We start from the raw sequence: 18,616 nt of genomic DNA, 5'->3' as shown, positions 1-18,616 counted from the left end.
ATGAATGGCATCCTGATCGTCGCCCATGCACCGCTGGCCTCGGCCCTGCGTCACTGTGTGCTGCACGTCTTCCCCGACAGCGCAGACGCCGTGCTTGCCCTCGATGTGCAGCCGAATGTGCCGCCAGAAGAAACGCTGGCACAGGCCCAGATGCTGGTGCGCCAGACGGGCATGCCTCAGACCCTGGTGCTCACCGACATCTTTGGAGCCACCCCGTGTAACGTGGCGCAGAAGCTGGTGGACGGCGTGAGCTCTCGCCTGATCACGGGGGTGAATCTCCCGATGCTGTTGCGCACCGTGTCTTACCGCCACGAATCGCTGGAGGCCCTGGTTTCGCGCGCCATGATTGGTGCCACCCAGGGGGTGATCCAGGTGGCCATTACCGCTCCTCAAAACCAGGCTCGAAGAAGCTCTCATGATCAAAACGAACGTGACCATCAGCAATAAGCTGGGCCTGCATGCGCGCGCCTCAGCCAAACTCACCAAAATCGCCGGCAGCCACCGCTGCGAAGTCTGGATGTCGCGCGCCGATCGCCGCATCAATGCCAAAAGCATCATGGGTGTGATGATGCTCGCGGCCGGGCAGGGCAGCGAGGTCGAGATCGAAACCGATGGTGACGACGAGCAGGTATGCATGGACGCCATCCTGGTCCTGATCAACGACAAGTTTGGCGAGGGCGAATGAAGCATGAAGCCCTCTCGGCCCCTTTTGCCGGCGGCAGGCCCGGTGTCCTGTGCGCCGCTGTTTCGCCGCGTCGCCCCAGAGGTTTGAAACCAGCATGACTTTCAGCGTTCACGGCCTCACCGTTTCGCGCGGCATCGCCATCGGGCGGGCCGTGATCGTCGCGTCCAGCCGCGTGGACGTGGCGCACTACCTCATCAAGAGTGAGCAGGTGGATGCTGAGATTGAGCGCTTGCGGCAGGCGCGCGATGCCGTGGCGGCTGAGATCGAAAAGGTGCAGCTAGGTCTCGGTGAATTGAGTGCCAAGGATGCCCATCCCGAGCTGAGCGCTTTGCTGGATGTGCACCTGATGCTGCTGCAGGACGAGCAGCTCACCAGTGGCGTGAAACACTGGATTGTGGAGCGCCACTACAACGCCGAATGGGCACTGACGTCGCAGCTGGAAGTCATCGCGCGCCAGTTTGACGAAATGGAAGACCCCTACTTGCGTGAACGCAAGGCCGATCTGGAGCAGGTGGTCGAGCGGATGCTGCGGTTCATGCGGGGGGTGGCCTCTCCAGTGGCTGCGGCGCGCCCTGCCACCACACGACACACGGCTGGCGAGGAGCTGCACGAGCCCACTGTGGACGTGCCGCTGGTTCTCATCGCGCACGACCTGTCGCCTGCGGACATGCTGCAGTTCAAACAAAGCGTGTTCGCCGGCTTTGTGACCGATGTAGGGGGCAAAACCAGCCACACCGCCATTGTGGCGCGGAGCATGGACATCCCGGCGGTTGTGGGTGCGCGCATGGCCAGCCACCTGATCGGGCAGGACGATTGGGTCATCATCGATGGCGATGCCGGTGTGGTGGTGGTCGATCCTTCGCCTATTCTTCTGGCCGAGTATGGCGCCAAGCAGCGCCAGGGCGAGGTGGAGCGCGAACGCTTGTCAAGGCTGCGCAGCACCCCCGCCATCACGCTGGACGGCCAGCGCATCGAGCTGATCGCCAACATCGAACAGCCCGAGGACACCGCGGCTGCGCTCAGGGCCGGGGCCGTGGGGGTGGGGCTCTTTCGCACCGAGTTTCTCTTCATGGGGCGTGACGGCAAACTGCCTGACGAAGAAGAACAATACCGGGCCTATGTGCGGGCCGTGGAGGGCATGCGTGGGTTGCCCGTGACGATCCGGACGGTGGACATCGGTGCGGACAAACCCCTGGACCGCGGTGCCGTCCGATCGGGAGAGGAGCACTTGAACCCGGCTTTGGGACTGCGTGCCATCCGGTGGAGCCTGGCCGATCCCAGCATGTTCCTGGTGCAACTGCGTGCGATTTTGCGTGCAGCTGCGCATGGTTCGATCAATCTGCTCATTCCCATGCTGGCCCATGCCAGTGAGATCCGTCAGACCCTGGCATTGGTGAAAAAAGCCGGTGGCCAGCTGGATGCCCAAGGCAAGGTCCATGGCACGGTGCGTCTGGGTGCGATGATCGAAATTCCAGCCGCGGCGCTGAGCATCCCCCTCTTTCTGCGGCATTTTGATTTCCTGTCGATTGGGACCAACGACCTGATTCAGTACACCTTGGCGATTGACCGGGCGGACGAAGCCGTGGCGCATTTGTATGACCCGGTGCATCCTGCGGTGCTGCATCTGCTGGCGACCACCATTGCGCAGTGTCGCGAACAGGGCAAAGGGGTGAGCGTGTGTGGGGAAATGGCGGGAGATGTCACGATGACGCGATTGCTGCTCGGTTTGGGTTTGCGCTCTTTTTCGATGCACCCATCTCGAATTCTGGCGGTCAAGCAGCAGATCCTGCGCAGCGACACCAGCAAGCTGGGTGTCTGGGCCCAAAGCGTATTGACCGCAGACGATCCAGCGGCGCTGATGTCGGATTGACGCCGGGGTCATGCTTTTACGCATCCACCACGCCGCCATCATTTGCAAGGATTACGAGCGATCCAAGCGGTTTTACACCGAGGTGTTGGGCCTGAGTATCGTGGCCGAGCACTTTCGCGCTGCGCGCAATTCCTGGAAGCTTGATCTGGGGTTGCCCGATGGCTCGCAGCTTGAGTTGTTCTCATTTCCGGAGGCGCCATCGAGGCCCTCCTACCCGGAGGCCCAAGGCCTGCGCCATTTGGCCTTTGCCGTGGCGGATGTGGCCGATTTCCAGCAGCGACTCAAATCGCTGGGTGTGAGCACGGAAGTCATTCGCGTGGACGAATACACCGGCCAGCGGTTTGTGTTTTTCGCCGATCCCGATGGTTTGCCGCTGGAGTTGTACGAAGCCGCGGCCTGATCTGTGGGGAGGTCAGTTGTTGGAGCCGAGTTCGTGCATCAACGCTTCGCCCCACGCCCATGGTCCCGTCAGCGTCAATGTGACGGTGGTCCATTCGCCCGAGCGGCTGCTTTGCTGATCAGCGTCCCAGTCACCGCCGTCGTCCAGCGGACCTCTCGGTCCCGGCTCGTTGGCCTGTGCACAGCTCAGCACGGCTTGTACCTCCGCCATTACCGCACGCAGGTCAGGCGACCGCACACTGGCCATGGCTTCCCAAGTGCCGGTGCCCTCGCCATCGTCGCTGGCGTCGAAAATCAAATAGTGCAGCTGCATCAGGCTATTGTCGGGGCGAAAAAAAACGGCGCCCGCAGGCGCCGCTCTCTGTCTCCCCGGTTCCTCTTTGCCTGATCAGGCCGCGGCTTTCACCTTCAGGCGCCAGGCGTGCAGCAGGGGCTCGGTGTAGCCACTGGGCTGCTCCTTGCCTTTGAACACCAGATCCAGCGCGGCTTGGTAGGCCATGCTGGTGTCGAAGTGGCCGGCCATGTTTTTGTACAGCGGATCGCCTGCGTTTTGGCCGTCGACCACGGCGGCCATGCGCTCGAAGGTTTCCTTGATCTGGTCTTGTGTGACCACGCCGTGGAGCAGCCAGTTGGCCATGTGCTGGCTGGAGATGCGCAGTGTGGCTCGGTCTTCCATCAGGCCCACGTTGTGGATGTCAGGCACTTTGGAGCAGCCCACGCCTTGGTCAACCCAACGCACCACATAGCCCAGGATGCCCTGGGTGTTGTTGTCCAGCTCCTGCTGCTTTTCGGTGTCGGTCCAGCTGGGGTTGGCGCTCACGGGCACGGTCAGCAAGCCGGTGAGCAGATTGTCGCGCTCGGCGTTGAAATCGATCTTTTCCATCTCCTTTTGCACGTCGCTGACCAGCACTTGGTGGTAGTGCAGTGCGTGCAGTGTGGCGCCGGTGGGGCTGGGTACCCAGGCGGTGTTGGCGCCGGCTTTGGGGTGGCCGATTTTTTGCTCAAGCATGGCGGCCATGAGGTCGGGCATGGCCCACATGCCTTTGCCGATCTGGGCTTTGCCGCGCAGGCCGCAGTTGAGCCCCACCAGCACGTTGTTGCGCTCGTAGGCCTGGATCCAGGCGCTGGTTTTCATGTCGCCTTTGCGCACCATGGGGCCGGCCATCATGGCGGTGTGCATCTCGTCGCCGGTGCGGTCGAGGAAACCGGTGTTGATGAATGCCACGCGGGTGGAGGCCGCGGCGATACAGGCGGCGAGGTTGACGCTGGTGCGGCGCTCTTCGTCCATGATGCCGAGCTTGACGGTGCTGTCTTGCAGGCCCAGCACTTGTTCCACACGGCCAAACAGTTCGGCGGCGAAGGCCACTTCTTTGGGGCCGTGCATCTTGGGCTTGACGATGTAGACCGAGCCGGTGCGGCTGTTGCGGATGCCGGCGCTGGCGTCTTTTTGCAGGTCGTGCAGGGCGATGGTGGTGGTGACCACCGCGTCCATGATGCCTTCGGGGATCTCTTTGCCTTCCGCGCCCCAGAGGATCGCCGGATTGGTCATCAGGTGGCCGACGTTGCGCACGAACATGAGGCTGCGGCCATGCAGGCGCACGTCGCCATTGCCCTTGGGGGCTGTGTACATGCGGTCAGGGTTCAGGCCGCGCTTGATGACCTTGTCGCCCTTGGGTACGTCTTCTGTCAGGTCGCCCTTCAGGATGCCCAGCCAGTTGCGGTAGGCCAGGGTCTTGTCTTCTGCGTCCACAGCGGCCACGGAGTCTTCCAGATCCAGAATCGTGGACAGGGCGGCTTCCATCACCACGTCGGCAATGCCGGCGGCGTCGAGCTGGGCGATGGGCTTGCTGCGGTCGATGCGGATGTCGATGTGCAGACCGTTGTGCCCCAGCAAGACGCTGGACACGCCAGCGGCGTCGCCCTGGTAGCCCACGAACTGCGCGGGGTCTTTCAAGCCCACGACCTGACCGCCTTTGACGGCCACTTGCAGCGCGCCGTCTTTGACGAAATACACGGTGGCGTCTGCGTGGGACGCGCCAGCCAAGGGTGCGGAGTCATCGAGCAATTTGCGTGCAAAAGCCACCACTTTGGCTCCGCGCTTTTCGTTGTAGCCCGGGCCTTTTTCGCAACCGTCGGCTTCGGAGATCGCGTCGGTGCCGTAGAGCGCGTCGTACAGGCTGCCCCAGCGTGCGTTGGCGGCGTTGAGGGCGTAGCGGGCGTTCAGGATGGGCACCACGAGTTGCGGGCCGGCCTGGATGGCCAGCTCGGCGTCCACATTTTGTGTGGTGGCCTGCGTGTCGGCGGGTGTGGGCACCAGGTAGCCAATGGTTTCAAGGAACTTGCGGTAGCCCGCCATGTCCTTGATGGGGCCCGGGTTGGCCTGGTGCCAGGTGTCCAGCTCGGTCTGGAGGCGATCGCGCTCGGCCAGCAAGGCGGCATTTTTCGGCGCGAGGTCGGTGACGATGGCGTCAAAACCTTTCCAGAAAGTCTCGCTGGTCACGCCGGTGCCGGGCAACACCTGGCTGTTGAGGAAGTCGTACAGCTCGGTGGCGACTTGCAGGCCGTGAATGTTGGTGCGTGAGGTGGTCATGATGGGGCTCCTTCAATCAAAAAATTTATACAGGTCAGTCGAAGAACGCCAGCACGTCGCGCAGGCTGCTGCCGATGCGGTGCGGTTGCGTGCCCAGCTCTTCGAACGGCAGGTTCAGGCGGTTGACCCACAGGGTCTGGTAGCCGTACCAGGTGGCCGCGAGGGCATCCCAGGCATTGCTGCTGACAAACAGGATCTGGCTGGCCGGCAGCCCGCAGGCTTTTTCGCCCAAGGCATAGGCTTCGGGGTGGGTCTTGTACAGGCGGATCGGGTCCACGCTGATGAGGTGGTTCAGCAGCCCGTCGAAGCCGGCGCTGCGGGTGGACACGCCCAGCATCTGGGCGTCGCCATTGGAGAGGATGCCGGTGGCGACACCGCGATCGCGCAGCGCTTGCAGCACGGCCTTGTTTTCAGGGAAGGCCGAAAGGTGCCGGTACTGGTTCATCAACTGCTCGGCGCGCGCAGAAAAGGCCGGCCAGTCTTGGCGCGCGGCGGGCTCGATCAGTTTGATGGCATAGGTGAGTGCCTGCCGTGTGAGCTCCCAGAAGGGCTGATAGTGCGCCCCTTGGTTGCTCGTGGTGACCAGGCGGGTGTACTCGATCTGTTTGTCACGCCAGACGGTGGACAGGCGAGTTCCTTGACCAGGGAACAGCTGTTCGGCGAGCAGGCCGACGCTGTACACGTCGAACAGCGTGCCATAGGCGTCAAAAAGGACGGCGCGGGGTTTTTCCATGTGTTTCAGTGTATTGCATCCTTTTGATGTCATTGATTCGATTGAAAGTGTTTTATCTGTGCGTTTTTAGTGGGTAATGGCGGACGCTGCCAAGGCGCACCTGGGTGTCTCGGTGCACACTATCGCCCATGACCGAGCCTTCCGATCCTTCCACTGCGCCCTTGCTGGTGGCCTGCCTGTGTGCGCAATGGTGCGGGGTGTGCCGCGATTACGCGCCGCTCATGAAGGCTGCGCTGGCGGTTTTTGACGCCGCCGGGCTGGTGGTGAAGTGGGTGGATATTGAAGACCACGAAGAGGTGCTGGGTGACCTCGATGTGCAAAGCTTTCCCACCCTGCTGATCGCGCGGGGCAAGGATGCGCTGTTCTTTGGCACGATCACGCCCCATGCCCAAACGCTGCAGCGCCTGGTGCAGGGTGCCCTGGCCGGGGAGTTGGCGGTTTTTCGGGCCGACGCCGATGTGCGGGCGCTGGTGGAAAACGTGCAGGCGTTTCAACCTGCTTCGACCTGAGGCCGCCACCGACCGGACAGTTGAGGGCGAGGTCCGCCGATTACCATTGCCGGCATGAGCATCCATGCCCCCAAAGTTTTGCCGTACAACGGCTTGCGAGTTGTTGAATTCACCCACATGGTCATGGGACCCACCTGCGGCATGGTGCTGGGCGACCTCGGCGCGGAAGTAATCAAGGTTGAGCCGCCCAAGGGCGACAACACGCGTCGCCTGCTGGGCGCTGGTGCGGGGTTCTTCCCCATGTTCAACCGCAACAAAAAGAGCCTGGTGCTGGATCTGCAGACGCCTGAAGGGAAGGAGGCTGCGCTCAAGCTGATCGCCACGGCCGACGTGTTCAGCGAAAACTTCAAGCCCGAGACCATGCAGAAGCTGGGCCTCGACTACGAGCGCCTCAAAGTCCTTAACCCGCGCCTGATCTATGTCAGCCACAAGGGGTTTTTGCCCGGCCCTTACGACCACCGAACGGCACTGGATGAGGTGGTGCAGATGATGGGGGGCCTGGCCTACATGACCGGCCGCTCCGGCGACCCCTTGCGCGCTGGCAGCAGTGTCAACGACATCATGGGAGGCCTGTTTGGCGCCATCGGTGTGATGGCTGCGTTGAAGCAGCGGGAGACCACGGGGCTTGGTCAGAAGGTGGAAAGCGCGCTGTTTGAGAACAACGTGTTTCTGGTGGCACAGCACATGATGCAGTACGCCATGACCGGGGTGCCGGCCAATCCCATGCCCGAGCGTATTTCGCCCTGGGGCATCTACGATGTGTTCAGAGTCAGAGACGACGGTCAGATCTTCCTGGCTGTTGTGAGCGATACGCAATGGGCCATTTTTTGCCAGGCGTTCGGGTTTGAAGACTTCAAGAGCGATGACCGCCTGGCCACCAACAATGGGCGGGTGCTGTCCCGCGAGTGGATGCTGCCGGCGTTGCGGGAGCGTCTGACGGGTTACTCGGTGGCCGAGCTGGTGGAGAAGTTTGAATCGGTGGGGTTGCCTTTTGCGCCCATCACCCGGCCGCACGACTTGCTCAACGACCCGCACCTGCTGGCCACCGGCGCTCTGGCCCCCATCACCTTGCCGGACGGAGCCCGGGCGGGCGAGCAGGCGTCGACGGTGCTGTTTCCATTCACGCTCGATGGTGAGCGCCCTGGCGTGCGCCTGAGCCCGCCGGAACTGGGCGCCCACAGCGAGGCGCTGCTTCGGGAACTGGGCTACGACGAGGCCGCCATCGCCCGTTTGAGCCGGCGATGAACGCAGCAGGGGTGGTCTGTGCGACCGCCTGGTCGTAAACTCATTGCGCGGGGCGGAAATGTCCTCAAGGGGCCCTGTTTTGATACTGAAAGGGAAACAACATGACAACCGTTCGATGGATCCATGCTTTTGCGGCGCTGGCCGCTGCTTTGCTGTTGGCTGCTTGCGGCGGGGGTGATGGCGGGTACGGCTCGATCGCCATCAGTGAATCCAACGCCCGTGTGGCCATCGTGACCGACGGGCTCACCCAATCGATCGCCAACGATGAGGCGCGCGATGAGTGCGATGCCAAGGATTGCACGGTGGTCTTGCAGTTTGAGCGTTGTGGCGCTGCGTCGTCTGCACTGACCACCGGTGGTGTGCGCGTCTATGGAGTTGCGGCCGGTGGCTCGGCGTTTGACGCCCAAACCGCGGCCAACAACGTGTGCACCGACAAAGGCGGGGTGGGTTGTACCGCCATCCCCAATTTGCCGGCCAAATGCACCTGAGCAGAGCGAACGTGGTGCGGGCGCTGGTTTGCAGTGACGCTGGGCCCAGAACCGGTATTGCGCTGGTTATTGTCAAAAATAACCGGAGATCGGCGTTGATTAACCCCTGAGAAATGGGGTAATCTGCCACGCCATGGACAAGCTCAAACAGATGGAAACCTTTGCCTCGGTGGCCACCCGTGGCAGCCTCACAGCGGCGGCACGGGCCGAAGGCGTGGCGCCGGCCATCATCGGACGCCGGCTGGACGCGCTGGAGTCCCGTTTGGGTGTCAAGCTCATGGTGCGCACCACCCGGCGGATCACGCTCACCCACGAGGGCAGCGCCTTTTTGGAAGATTGCCAGCGGTTGCTGGTGGATTTCGCCAATGCGGAAGCCAGTGTGAGCGCTGGCGGTGTGAAGGCCAGTGGCCATCTGCGCCTCACCGCGCCAGCGGGTTTTGGCCGCCGCCATGTGGCACCGTTGGTCCCGCGCTTTCGCGAGTTGCATGCCGAGGTGACGATTTCGCTCAACCTCAGCGACCGTGTGGTGGATGTGGCCGGGGAGGCCTATGATTGCGCGGTGCGGGTAGGTGACTTGCCCGATTCGTCGTTGGTCAGTGTGCGCCTGGCCGAGAACCGCCGGTTGTGTGTGGCGACACCCCGGTACCTGCAGCAGCGTGGCCGCCCTGAAGTGCCGGCGGATCTCGCCAAGTTTGACTGTCTCACCCTGTCCAGCGATGCGTCGCAGACCCGGGGCTGGGCTTTTTCGGTGCCGGCGCAAGGGGCCGGGGCCGAAGGGGAAACATCCATTGTTCACCTGCGTCCAGGCGGGCCGCTGGATTGTTCGGACGGACAGGTGTTGCATGAGTGGTGTTTGGCTGGCTACGGCATTGCCTGGCGCAGCACTTGGGAGGTGGAGCAGGACATCGCGGCCGGGCGCCTGGAGACGGTGCTCGATACCTATGCCGCGCCGCCCAATGGCATATATGCCGTGTTCCCCCAACGCAAGCATTTGGCGCTGCGTGTGCGGCTGTGGATCGATTTCTTGAAACACCACTACGCACAAACCGATTTTTGGCAAGAGGGAGACTGAGTGCGGCTATATTTCTGGCAGGCGCTTGTTCATTGTCCAATGCCATGCATCGGCGGTGCGCCTACGAACAGATCTTTGCTGCGGTGTGCAGCACAACATAGGACAGGGTAAGTGGATGTTTCCAATTATTAAATGGGCCAGCATGGCGTTGACCGCGACTTTGCTGGCGGCTTGTGGCGGCGGAGATGGCGCCAGTGAGCTGGTTTTGCCCGATGCCAATACCTTGTGTTCCAGCGTGGGGGTTAAGCCCAAGATCATCAACGGAGCTGACTGCGTGCAACCCGAAAGCTCGCCCGTGGTTCTTGTCTTGTCGCTCGGCAGCGAGGGGCAGACCCAGAGTTGCACGGGCACCATGCTGACCCCGACCCGCGTTCTGACGGCCGCCCATTGCATGCTTTCCGGCACCCAAAGAATGGCGGTTGTGCAATGGCAGACCAATGGCAACAGCGCGCTGGTGTACGCCACGGCATGGGTTGCCCATCCAGGCTACACGACCAATGGCGATGGGTTGCAAAACGATGCCGGGGTGATAACGCTGAAATCGGCCATGTCCAATCCCACCATGCCACTGTTGGTGAGCTCAACTTCGACGAAGGGTGATGAGGTCTTCATCGCTGGCTGGGGCGATCCAGGCCAAAGCCTTGCGGTGGGCTATGCGCGGATTACCAAAGTCACTGAATCCCACCTCGGTTATGTCTACAAAGGCCAAGCCAGCAACACGTGCGCCGGTGATTCTGGGGGACCAGCCTACCGAAGCGCGGGTGGACCAGTCGGCATCGTGGGGGTGACTTCTTCGGGGTCGGTTGACGGTTGCGGCGATGGCGACAACTCGCTTTTCACCAACATTCAGACGCCTCGCGTGCTGGACTTCATCCGCGCTCAGGCGCCCGGCCTGGCCGAGATTTGAGTTGCCGGGGCATCCCGCGTCGGGTGGGTTGGCCGTGTCAGGTGGGCTTTGACTGGGTCAGCGCGCCGTACAGATCCGGTCGGCGCCATGGCAGGGGGGACGAAAGCCTTGCCTGGGCAAGGGCTGACGGGGCCAGGGTAACCAGCAGGGTCTGACGGTCGCGACCGGCGCAGGCCAGGGGTGTGCCATCGGCCTGCACCACGGTGCTGAGCCCTCCATAGTGCAGCGCTCCCTCCTGGCCGCAGGCGTTGGCGTAAGCGACAGCTACCCGGTTTTCGCAAGCGCGCGCGGGGACCAGCAGGCGAGGCACTTCGTCAAACCCCAGCATATTGGCCGTGGGAACCAGCACCGCATCTGCGCCTTGCAGCGCCAGCGCCCTGACGGGCTCGGGAAACTCCACGTCGTAGCAAATCAACAGTCCCAGCTGCCAGCCGCGGTAGGTAAACACCTGGGGCGCAGCGTCGCCGGCACTGAACTGCTGGTGGTCCATGTCGCCATACAAATGGGTCTTGCGGTACCGGCCCAGGACCTGCCCTGAGGCGGCGAAGGCCTGGACCGCATTGAACGGTGCATGGCCATCTGGATGCTGTTCGGGGTAGCCATAAACGATGGCGATCTGATGGCGCATGGCCAATGCGGCTACCGCTTGGGCCAGCTTCCCCTCAGGGGTTTCGGCCAGCGCGTGCGCACGCTCAGCACCGATGGCGTAGCCCGTGAGACTCATCTCCGGACAGATCAGCAGATCGGCACCCAGCGCATGGGCCTGTCGGGCTTCGGCCTCCAGCTGGCGAAGAGCCTCCGCTGCACCCGCTTCAACCGGGACATAGGTGGCTTGCCACAAGGCGAGGGTCAGCGGATTCCGGGGCATGGGTCGTGGCGTCAGTCGGGCAGGGCCATCGGGCCCAGTTCAGCGTAGACATCACCTGGGCCGGGCTGCCCTGCATGCGTGTGGCCGCCGAACTGGTGCAGGATCCCCCACACCGCATTGAGTGAAGTTTGTACTGCGCCCTCGACCCAGGCGGGGGTCCAGGACACGTCGTCTCCGGCGATAAAGATACCGCGCTCTGCTTCAGGCAGTTTGGCTTGCATGAAATGTCCGTACATGCGGTGGTTGTAGCGGTAGTGACCGGGCAATGCGCCTTTGAAAGCGCCGAGGAAATACGGGTCGGCCTCCCAGGAGATGGTGATGGGTTCGCCGATGATGTGGCTGGCGATGTCGACTGTGGGGTAGATTTTTTTGAGCGCCGACAGCGCGAGCTGCACACGTTTCTCGCTGCTGTGGGGCAGCATCTTGAGCGCGTCGCCCATCCAGGCGTAGCTGAGGCACATGACGCCAGGCTGATCGGGTCCGTGGTCAAACAGGTAGGTGCCGCGCGTGAGCCGGTCGGTGAGCGTCATGCTCATGACTTCGCGGCCGGTCTTGGGGTCGATGTCTTTCCAGAACGGACGATCGACCATGACAAACGTTTTGCTCGATTGCATGTAGCGCGTGCGGTCGAGCGCCATCCAGAGCTTGTGGGAAAACAGCGATTCTTCCACCGAGATTTGGGTGGTCAGCAACCAGCTCTGACAGGTCACCAGAACGGCCGGGTAGCTGCGGGTGGTGCCCCAGGTGTCGGTAATGGCCAGTTGCTGGCTGGCATCGCGAGCGATGGCGGTCACACCCGGGCGCGGAGCGCCTTGGTGCAGCGATGCCAATGATGTGCCCTGTGGCCAATGCACCATGGGGTCTGGGGCGTGCGCCCACAAACCCATGGGCACTTGCTGCACACCGCCTTCAATCAGATGCTGGTTTTCATCGCAACCCGTGAGCACCACGCGCAAGATCTCCAGCATGGAGTTGGGGAAATCCGAATCCCACCCGCCGGTCCCGAACCCGACCTGACCAAACACTTCGCGGTGGTGGAAAGACAGCTTGGCGAATGCGTCTGACTGCGCCACAAAATCGTAGAAAGTGCGGTCGTCCCACAAGGGCACCAGCGCGTCCCAAAGCGCCTTGAGGCGTGGCACATCGCGCTCGCGCAGGGCTTGCTGCATGTCGGAAAAGCGCGCGTCGTCTTCCAGGGCATGTGCCCAGGCGGCGGCCACTTCGTGGAACAGGGTGGGCAGATCGGCCAGGGTGCGGGCGTAGTGGGTCTGGCCTTCGATGTCGACCACCGTGCTGCCGGCCGCAGGGGTGAGCGGATTGGGGAAGGGCTGGGACTTGAGGCCCAGCAGGTTCACGTAGTGGAAAAATGCGGTGCTCGATGCGGGAAAACGCATGCCTCCCAATTCGGCCACGATGCCGGGTGCTCCGGCAAAAGGCTGGGAGCGCAACCTGCCGCCCATGCGTGAAGCCTCGTACACCACGGGCTTCAAGCCGAGGCGCATCAGCTCGTAAGCGGCCACCAGTCCAGCCATGCCTGCGCCCACAATGGCCACTTCCTGCCCATGCGCTGCGGTGGGCAGCGTGCCCAGGCCAGCCGGGTGGGACAGCCAGTCGTCATAGGGGAACGGGAAGTCGGGGCCGAAGACCGTGACCGGGGCGTTGACGGGATGGAGTGGATTCACAAGACACCTATGACGCAGTGGAGCAAACCCAATCGATGGCGGGCGCGGTGGTTTGGACGGATCGGCGTGGCAAAGCTTGAATGCCTCTAAACCAGGCCCTTCACCAGGAAGGCGGCGGTGCCCCACATCATGAGGGCAACCAGGCCGTCTAGCGCTCGCCACACGACGACCGAGTTCAGCCGGCGACCCAGCCAGAACGTGGCCACACCCAATACGGAAAACCAGACCACGGAGCCTGCGGCGGCGCCCATGCCGAACACGGTGCTTTCACTGCCGTAAGCCAACGAGGCCGTGCCGATCAACACGGCGGTGTCGATCCAGGCGTGTGGGTTGAGCCAGGTGAAAGCCAGAGCCGACAGGACGGCTTGTTTCCGGGACATGGTGGAGCCTGCCGCCAGCGGTGTTTCGGGCAGGTCACCAGGCAAGCCTGCCGATGAGGCGACGGGTTTGAGGAAGCGTTGAAAAGCTTGCCAGCCGTACACCACCAGAAACAGCGCGCCTGCGCCCACCAAGGCGCCCATGAGCTTGTCCGACAAGCCGCCCAGCTGCGCCAGGCCCAAAACGCCCAACCCGATCAGAACCATGTCGGACACCATGCAAATGGCAATGGTGAGCCAGACGTGTTGTCGGGTCAGCCCCATGCGCAAGACATGGGCGTTTTGCGGCCCGATGGCCATGATGAGCGACATGCTCAGAACCAGGCCGGCGGTGAAGGTAGGGAAAGCGAGGGTCATGGCCGAGGCGTTGAAGCGCAGAAAGGGGAGGGGGCTGGGCCGTGGCGGTGCGGTCGCAACCCGGGGGAGCCAAGTGTGCGCGTTGCGGACAATAAATTAAATCAAGATAAATTAAACTCCAATCGCATAAATAAAATTTAATGAAAGTGCCTTGCTCATGCTCGATGCCCGACAACTCGAAGCGCTGGTCGCCGTGCTTGAACACGGCGGCTTCGGACCGGCCGCCCAGTCCCTGTCGCTGACGCTGGCGGCAGTGTCGTTGCGGATCAAGGCGCTGGAGGATCATCTGGGCCAGCGCCTGCTGGTGCGGGGCAAGCGCGTGCGGGCGACGGCGGCTGGCCAGGCGCTGCTGGCCCATGTGAAGCAAGTGAGCCTGATGGAGTCCGATCTGCTGAGCGGTTTGCAGGGCGGGTCAGGTGTGCGCGCAGGCGAGCGCTGGCAAAGCCTGTCTGTGGCGCTCAACGCAGATTCGGTGGCGAGCTGGTTCCTGCCAGGCGTGGCGCCGCTGCTGCTCCAGCACCATTTGCTGCTGGAGATGGTGATTGACGACCAGGATCACACCCATGATCTGTTGAAGAGCGGCGACGTGATGGGCTGCGTGACGGCCTTGGCCGAACCGATGCGGGGTTGCGTGGCCGAGCCGTTGGGCGTGATGCGCTACCACTGCATGGCCGCACCCGAGGTCGCGCAGCGTTGCCGCACGCCTGCTGGCGCCGTGTCACCCCACAAATTGCTGGCCGTCCCGGCCATCATCTTCAACCGCAAGGACGCCTTGCAGGACACGTTCCTGAAGCAGCATTTTGGCTTGCAACAGCCGCGTTATCCGCGCCATTTCGCCCCGGCCATCGACGCATTTGAAGCCGCGATCGAGCTGGGGCTGGGCTGGGGCATGGTGCCCGAGCAGCATCTGCCCGGGCATCCGGGCATGGTCGAGGTGTTGCCGGGCGCCACGGTGGATGTGGCACTGTATTGGCAGCACTGGGCGCGTGAGGCGCCTTCCGCGCAGCGCCTGACCCAGGCGGTGAAGGCTGCGGCGGGCAAGAGCCTGCCACCGCTGGCGGCTCACCAGGCGAGATAGGCGTAGCCTCTTTCCTGCAACTCCATGACCGCAGCGGCGCCCACGTCTTCCACCGTGGCGAAGTCGAGCATGTCGGCGTTGGTCCAGCCCACGGTGTGCATGGTATTGCCACAGGCAATGAAACGCACGCCGTAGGCCTGGGCCATGCTGCGCGCGCGCTGCTGGAGGATTTCGGGTACCGGGCGTTGCGGCTTTTTCGCCAGCAGATGGATGCCCGGCCCCCACACGACCACAGCAATCGCTACATCGTCCACATACTTCTTGAGCATGGCACTGATGGAATTGAAGATGGCCTCCTGGTATTCGGGCTCGTGGTGGTTGAGCTGGTAGACGATTTTGTGGGGGGCGTCATCGCCGGGAGCCGCTGGCCCCAGGGTGGCGGGCATGGGTGTCGCAGCTGCCGCCGCGGGCAGGGCGGCAGATGCGGCGGTCAAAGCAAGGGCTTGGCCAAGCCATTGGCGCCGGCGTGGGGGTGTGTTGGAGGTCATGTTGGATACGTTACCCAGAAAGTGAACGCTTGTCATTCTCGGTGCTGTTGCGGTCGTCACCCTGTTGTGGCCCGCGGCCGCCTAAAATCCTACCCCTATGCTCAAGATCAAACAAGAATTGCTGACCGGCCTGGCCACCGCCCTGGAGTCGGTGTCGGCCGGCGCGGGTGCCAAGGCCGCCTTCGAATCCCCCAAGGTGGCCGCCCACGGCGATTTCGCCGTCACGGCAGCCATGCAGTTGGCCAAACCCCTGAAGCTCAACCCGCGCCAAGTGGGTGAGCAATTGCGCGAGGTGCTGCTGGCGCAGCCCGTGTACCAGCAATGGGTGTCTGAGATCGACATCGCTGGCCCAGGCTTTATCAACATCCGCCTCAAGCCCGAAGCGAAGCAGCAGATCGTGCCCGAGGTGCTGGAAGCCGGTGAGCGTTTCGGCTTCGCGCCCAGCAATGGCCAGCGCATGATGGTGGAGTTTGTGTCCGCCAACCCCACCGGTCCGCTCCACGTCGGCCATGGCCGCCAGGCCGCCTTGGGTGATGCCATCTGCAGTCTGTATGCGACCCAGGGCTGGGACGTGCACCGCGAGTTCTATTACAACGATGCGGGTGTGCAGATCGGCACCCTGGCCACATCGACCCACCTGCGCGCCCAGGGCTTCAAGCCGGGCGATGCCGAATGGCCCAGCGGTGAAAACGCGCCCGCCTACAACGGCGACTACATCCAGGACATCGCCAACGATTTCCTGGCCAAAAAGACCGTTCAGGCCGACGACCGCACGTTCACCGCCAGCGGCGACATCAATGATCTCGACGGCATGCGCCAGTTTGCCGTGGCCTATTTGCGCCACGAACAGGATCTGGACTTGAAGGCTTTCGCCGTCAAGTTCGACCACTATTACCTGGAGTCCAGCCTCTACACCAGCGGTCGCGTGGAGGCCACGGTGAATCTGCTGATCGAAGCCGGCAAAACCTACGAGCAGGACGGTGCGTTGTGGCTCAAGTCCACGGATTACGGCGATGACAAAGACCGCGTCATGCGCAAGTCCGACGGCTCGTTCACCTACTTCGTGCCCGATGTGGCCTACCACATCGCCAAGTGGGAACGGGGCTTCACCAAGGTCATCAACATCCAGGGCACCGACCACCACGGCACGATTGCGCGGGTGCGCGCCGGATTGCAGGCTGCCAACGTGGGCATTCCGCAAGGTTATCCCGACTATGTGCTCCACACCATGGTGCGCGTGGTCAAGGGTGGTGAAGAGGTGAAAATCTCCAAGCGGGCCGGCAGCTACGTGACCTTGCGCGATCTGATCGAGTGGACCAGCAAAGACGCTGTGCGGTTTTTCTTGCTCAGCCGAAAACCCGACACCGAGTACACGTTTGATGTTGATCTGGCGGTGCAAAAGAACAACGACAACCCGGTCTATTACGTGCAGTACGCCCATGCACGCATCTGTTCGGTGCTCGCCGCGTGGCGCGACAAAGACGGGGGCGATGCCGCCTCACTCAAGGAAGCAGACCTGTCCGCATTGGACAGTCCGGTCGCGCAGGCCTTGATGCTGTTGCTGGCCAAGTACCCGGCCATGCTCGCCGACGCCGCCCGCGATTTCGCCCCCCACGATGTCACCTTCTACCTGCGTGAGCTCGCAGCGAGCTACCACAGCTACTACGATGCCGAGCGCATTCTGGTGGACGATGAAGCGGTGAAGCGGGCGCGCCTGGCCCTGGTCAGTGCCACCGCGCAGGTGTTGCACAATGGCCTGGCGGTTCTGGGCGTGAGTGCCCCGACCAAGATGTGAGAACCAACGTCCCTACTATGAAACAACTCTCTGCGCCCTTGCGCGCCCAGGTGGGCGGCACTTTGATCGGTCTGGTGATCGGTCTGCTGGTGGGCTTGGGCATTGCCCTGGCTGTTGCCGTTTATGTGACACGCGTCCCCGTGCCTTTTGTGGACCGCGGCGTTTCCAGGTCGCCTGCGAAAGACGTTGAAGAAGCCGAGCGCAACAAGGGCTGGAACCCCAACGCTGGGTTGTCGAGTCAGCAGTCTCCTCTGCCTGCGACCGAAGGCGCTGCGCCTGGTGCAGAGGGAGCGCCTGCTGTTGAGGCGCCCTCGGGCTCGGGCCTCGATGGTGATCCTCTGGGGGATCTGTTGAGGGACAAACTCGGTGATACCCCGGCTGTGCCCGCGGCGGCACCGGCTAGCCCTGGCGCCGCCTCCTCGCCGGCTGCGCCGGCAAAGGCGGCCAGCGCAGCCACGGGCGATGCAGCCATCTACTTTGTACAGGCTGGGGCGTTTCGCGCGCCTGACGACGCACAAGCCCAGCGTGCCCGCCTGGCCATGTTGGGGATGGCGGCCGAAATCACCGAGCGCGAACAATCGGGCCGCACGGTGTACCGCGTGCGGATCGGTCCCTTCAACCAAAAGCCGCTGGCCGAAGCCACGCGGGTCCAGCTCGAGGCCAACAGCGTGGATGCGGCGCTGGTGCGCATCCAGCGCTGAGAACGCCGCCCAGGCGCGGAACTTTCAACCCCTCTCTCTGCTCAAGCAGGCAACTACCAGGAGATCGAACCCATGCAACGCCGAGATTTTTCACGCTCCCTGTTCGCCACAGGCACCATTGCCGCAGTTGGCGCACTGAGCCTCACCCCCGCCCTGGCACAGCGCGTTGCCTTCAAGGAAGGCAGCGACTACACCCGCCTGGCCAAGGCCGCTGCGGTCTCCACGCCTGCCGGTAAGGTGGAAGTGGTGGAGTTTTTCTCCTATTCCTGTATCCATTGCTTCCGCTTTGAGCCGCTCATGACCGAATGGAGCAAGTCGTTGCCCGCTGACGTGGTTTTGCGCCGCATGCCAGTGGCTTTCAGCCCGGCCTTCGGCCCCATGCAGCGTTTCTATTTCTCGCTGGAGTCCATGGGGCTGGTTGAAAAGCTGCACGAAAAAGTGTTCAAGGCTTTCCACGAAGAGCGCCAGCAACTCACCTCGCCTGAAACCATCGTGGCATGGGTGGAGAAGCAGGGCGTGGACAAGGCGCAATTTCTGTCTTTCTTCAACGGCAGCGCAATCGAAAAAGCCAAAGCAGCGACCCAGCTACAGGACGCCTATCAGGTGGAAGGCACGCCTGCTCTGGGCGTGGCCGGCCAGTTCTACATTGGCGGCCAGGGCCCCAAGACGCTGCTCATCGCAGACTCGCTGATTGCACAGGCCCGCAAAGGCTGACGCCTCGATCCCAGCAGTGCCCTTCCGGACCTGAACCGAAACACAACCCGCTGCCAGC

20 protein-coding genes are annotated in these 18,616 nt (G+C 62.9%); 13 read left to right on the top strand and 7 right to left on the bottom strand.

Going from position 1 to position 18,616, the window contains the following annotated elements:
• The 4 genes from E5678_RS15905 to E5678_RS15890 all read left to right on the top strand — a co-directional run bounded on the left by E5678_RS15905 (position 1) and on the right by E5678_RS15890 (position 2,955).
• The gene (locus tag E5678_RS15905; RefSeq protein WP_136179429.1) at positions 1-447 is read left to right on the top strand and encodes a PTS fructose transporter subunit IIA; all 447 of its coding nucleotides are present in this window, start codon (positions 1-3) and stop codon (positions 445-447) included.
• A complete protein-coding gene (locus E5678_RS15900; RefSeq protein WP_136179428.1) occupies positions 416-685 on the top strand; it encodes an HPr family phosphocarrier protein in 270 nt (89 codons plus the stop codon). The genes E5678_RS15905 and E5678_RS15900 overlap by 32 nt, the downstream gene beginning before the upstream one ends.
• A 94-nt stretch (positions 686-779) precedes the next feature.
• A complete protein-coding gene (gene ptsP / locus E5678_RS15895) occupies positions 780-2,555 on the top strand; it encodes a phosphoenolpyruvate--protein phosphotransferase (protein ID WP_136179427.1) in 1,776 nt (591 codons plus the stop codon).
• Positions 2,556-2,565: 10 nt separating this feature from the next.
• The gene (locus E5678_RS15890; protein ID WP_136179426.1) at positions 2,566-2,955 is read left to right on the top strand and encodes a VOC family protein; all 390 of its coding nucleotides are present in this window, start codon (positions 2,566-2,568) and stop codon (positions 2,953-2,955) included.
• A 12-nt stretch (positions 2,956-2,967) separates the two neighbouring features.
• Here E5678_RS15890 and E5678_RS15885 read toward each other — a convergent pair whose 3' ends face one another.
• The 3 genes from E5678_RS15885 to E5678_RS15875 all read right to left on the bottom strand — a co-directional run bounded on the left by E5678_RS15885 (position 2,968) and on the right by E5678_RS15875 (position 6,277).
• Positions 2,968-3,267: a hypothetical protein gene (locus tag E5678_RS15885; protein WP_136179425.1), complete on the bottom strand. Its 300-nt coding sequence runs from the start codon at positions 3,265-3,267 to the stop codon at positions 2,968-2,970.
• A gap of 75 nt (positions 3,268-3,342) precedes the next feature.
• Positions 3,343-5,544 carry a malate synthase G gene (locus tag E5678_RS15880; protein WP_136179424.1) on the bottom strand — a complete coding sequence of 734 codons (2,202 nt, stop codon included), beginning with the start codon at positions 5,542-5,544 and terminating at the stop codon, positions 3,343-3,345.
• A gap of 34 nt (positions 5,545-5,578) precedes the next feature.
• On the bottom strand, positions 5,579-6,277 hold the full coding sequence (locus E5678_RS15875; protein ID WP_136179423.1) for a haloacid dehalogenase type II: 699 nt from the start codon (positions 6,275-6,277) through the stop codon (positions 5,579-5,581).
• 128 nt (positions 6,278-6,405) lie between these two features.
• Between E5678_RS15875 and E5678_RS15870 the strand changes: the two genes are divergently transcribed.
• From E5678_RS15870 to E5678_RS15850, 5 genes are all read left to right on the top strand, one after another.
• Positions 6,406-6,786, top strand: coding sequence for a thioredoxin family protein (locus E5678_RS15870; protein WP_136179422.1), 381 nt, complete (start codon positions 6,406-6,408; stop codon positions 6,784-6,786).
• Positions 6,787-6,840: 54 nt separating this feature from the next.
• A complete protein-coding gene (locus E5678_RS15865) occupies positions 6,841-8,031 on the top strand; it encodes a CaiB/BaiF CoA-transferase family protein (protein WP_136179421.1) in 1,191 nt (396 codons plus the stop codon).
• A gap of 101 nt (positions 8,032-8,132) precedes the next feature.
• On the top strand, positions 8,133-8,519 hold the full coding sequence (locus E5678_RS15860; protein WP_136179420.1) for a DUF4189 domain-containing protein: 387 nt from the start codon (positions 8,133-8,135) through the stop codon (positions 8,517-8,519).
• 133 nt (positions 8,520-8,652) lie between these two features.
• Complete coding sequence (locus E5678_RS15855) at positions 8,653-9,591, top strand: LysR family transcriptional regulator (RefSeq protein ID WP_136179419.1); 939 nt, start codon at positions 8,653-8,655, stop codon at positions 9,589-9,591.
• A 115-nt stretch (positions 9,592-9,706) separates the two neighbouring features.
• Positions 9,707-10,498: a trypsin-like serine protease gene (locus E5678_RS15850; RefSeq protein ID WP_136179418.1), complete on the top strand. Its 792-nt coding sequence runs from the start codon at positions 9,707-9,709 to the stop codon at positions 10,496-10,498.
• A 37-nt stretch (positions 10,499-10,535) separates the two neighbouring features.
• Here the strand turns inward: E5678_RS15850 and E5678_RS15845 are convergent, their stop codons facing one another.
• From E5678_RS15845 to E5678_RS15835, 3 genes are all read right to left on the bottom strand, one after another.
• On the bottom strand, positions 10,536-11,366 hold the full coding sequence (locus E5678_RS15845) for a carbon-nitrogen hydrolase family protein (protein ID WP_210731929.1): 831 nt from the start codon (positions 11,364-11,366) through the stop codon (positions 10,536-10,538).
• Between the two features lie 11 nt (positions 11,367-11,377).
• A complete protein-coding gene (locus E5678_RS15840) occupies positions 11,378-13,048 on the bottom strand; it encodes an NAD(P)/FAD-dependent oxidoreductase (RefSeq protein ID WP_136179417.1) in 1,671 nt (556 codons plus the stop codon).
• 86 nt (positions 13,049-13,134) lie between these two features.
• The gene (locus E5678_RS15835; RefSeq protein WP_136179416.1) at positions 13,135-13,782 is read right to left on the bottom strand and encodes a LysE family transporter; all 648 of its coding nucleotides are present in this window, start codon (positions 13,780-13,782) and stop codon (positions 13,135-13,137) included.
• A gap of 157 nt (positions 13,783-13,939) precedes the next feature.
• On the opposite strand from E5678_RS15835, the gene argP reads away from it, so the two are divergent.
• A complete protein-coding gene (argP, locus tag E5678_RS15830) occupies positions 13,940-14,860 on the top strand; it encodes an HTH-type transcriptional regulator ArgP (RefSeq protein WP_136179415.1) in 921 nt (306 codons plus the stop codon).
• Here argP and E5678_RS15825 read toward each other — a convergent pair.
• Complete coding sequence (locus E5678_RS15825) at positions 14,845-15,348, bottom strand: DsrE family protein (protein WP_168708584.1); 504 nt, start codon at positions 15,346-15,348, stop codon at positions 14,845-14,847. The two genes, argP and E5678_RS15825, sit on opposite strands and share 16 nt — an antisense overlap.
• Positions 15,349-15,445: 97 nt before the next feature.
• Between E5678_RS15825 and argS the strand changes: the two genes are divergently transcribed.
• The 3 genes from argS to E5678_RS15810 all read left to right on the top strand — a co-directional run bounded on the left by argS (position 15,446) and on the right by E5678_RS15810 (position 18,558).
• Positions 15,446-17,143, top strand: a complete 1,698-nt coding sequence (gene argS, locus E5678_RS15820) for an arginine--tRNA ligase (RefSeq protein WP_136179413.1) — start codon at positions 15,446-15,448, stop codon at positions 17,141-17,143.
• A 17-nt stretch (positions 17,144-17,160) separates the two neighbouring features.
• Positions 17,161-17,844, top strand: coding sequence for an SPOR domain-containing protein (locus E5678_RS15815; RefSeq protein ID WP_136179412.1), 684 nt, complete (start codon positions 17,161-17,163; stop codon positions 17,842-17,844).
• Between the two features lie 72 nt (positions 17,845-17,916).
• The gene (locus tag E5678_RS15810; protein ID WP_136179411.1) at positions 17,917-18,558 is read left to right on the top strand and encodes a thiol:disulfide interchange protein DsbA/DsbL; all 642 of its coding nucleotides are present in this window, start codon (positions 17,917-17,919) and stop codon (positions 18,556-18,558) included.
• Positions 18,559-18,616 lie beyond the last annotated feature (58 nt).

Origin of the sequence: Hydrogenophaga sp. PAMC20947 (assembly GCF_004795855.1) — a bacterium.
GTDB lineage: Bacteria > Pseudomonadota > Gammaproteobacteria > Burkholderiales > Burkholderiaceae_C > Hydrogenophaga.
This window is presented reverse-complemented; position numbering and strand designations above follow the sequence as displayed.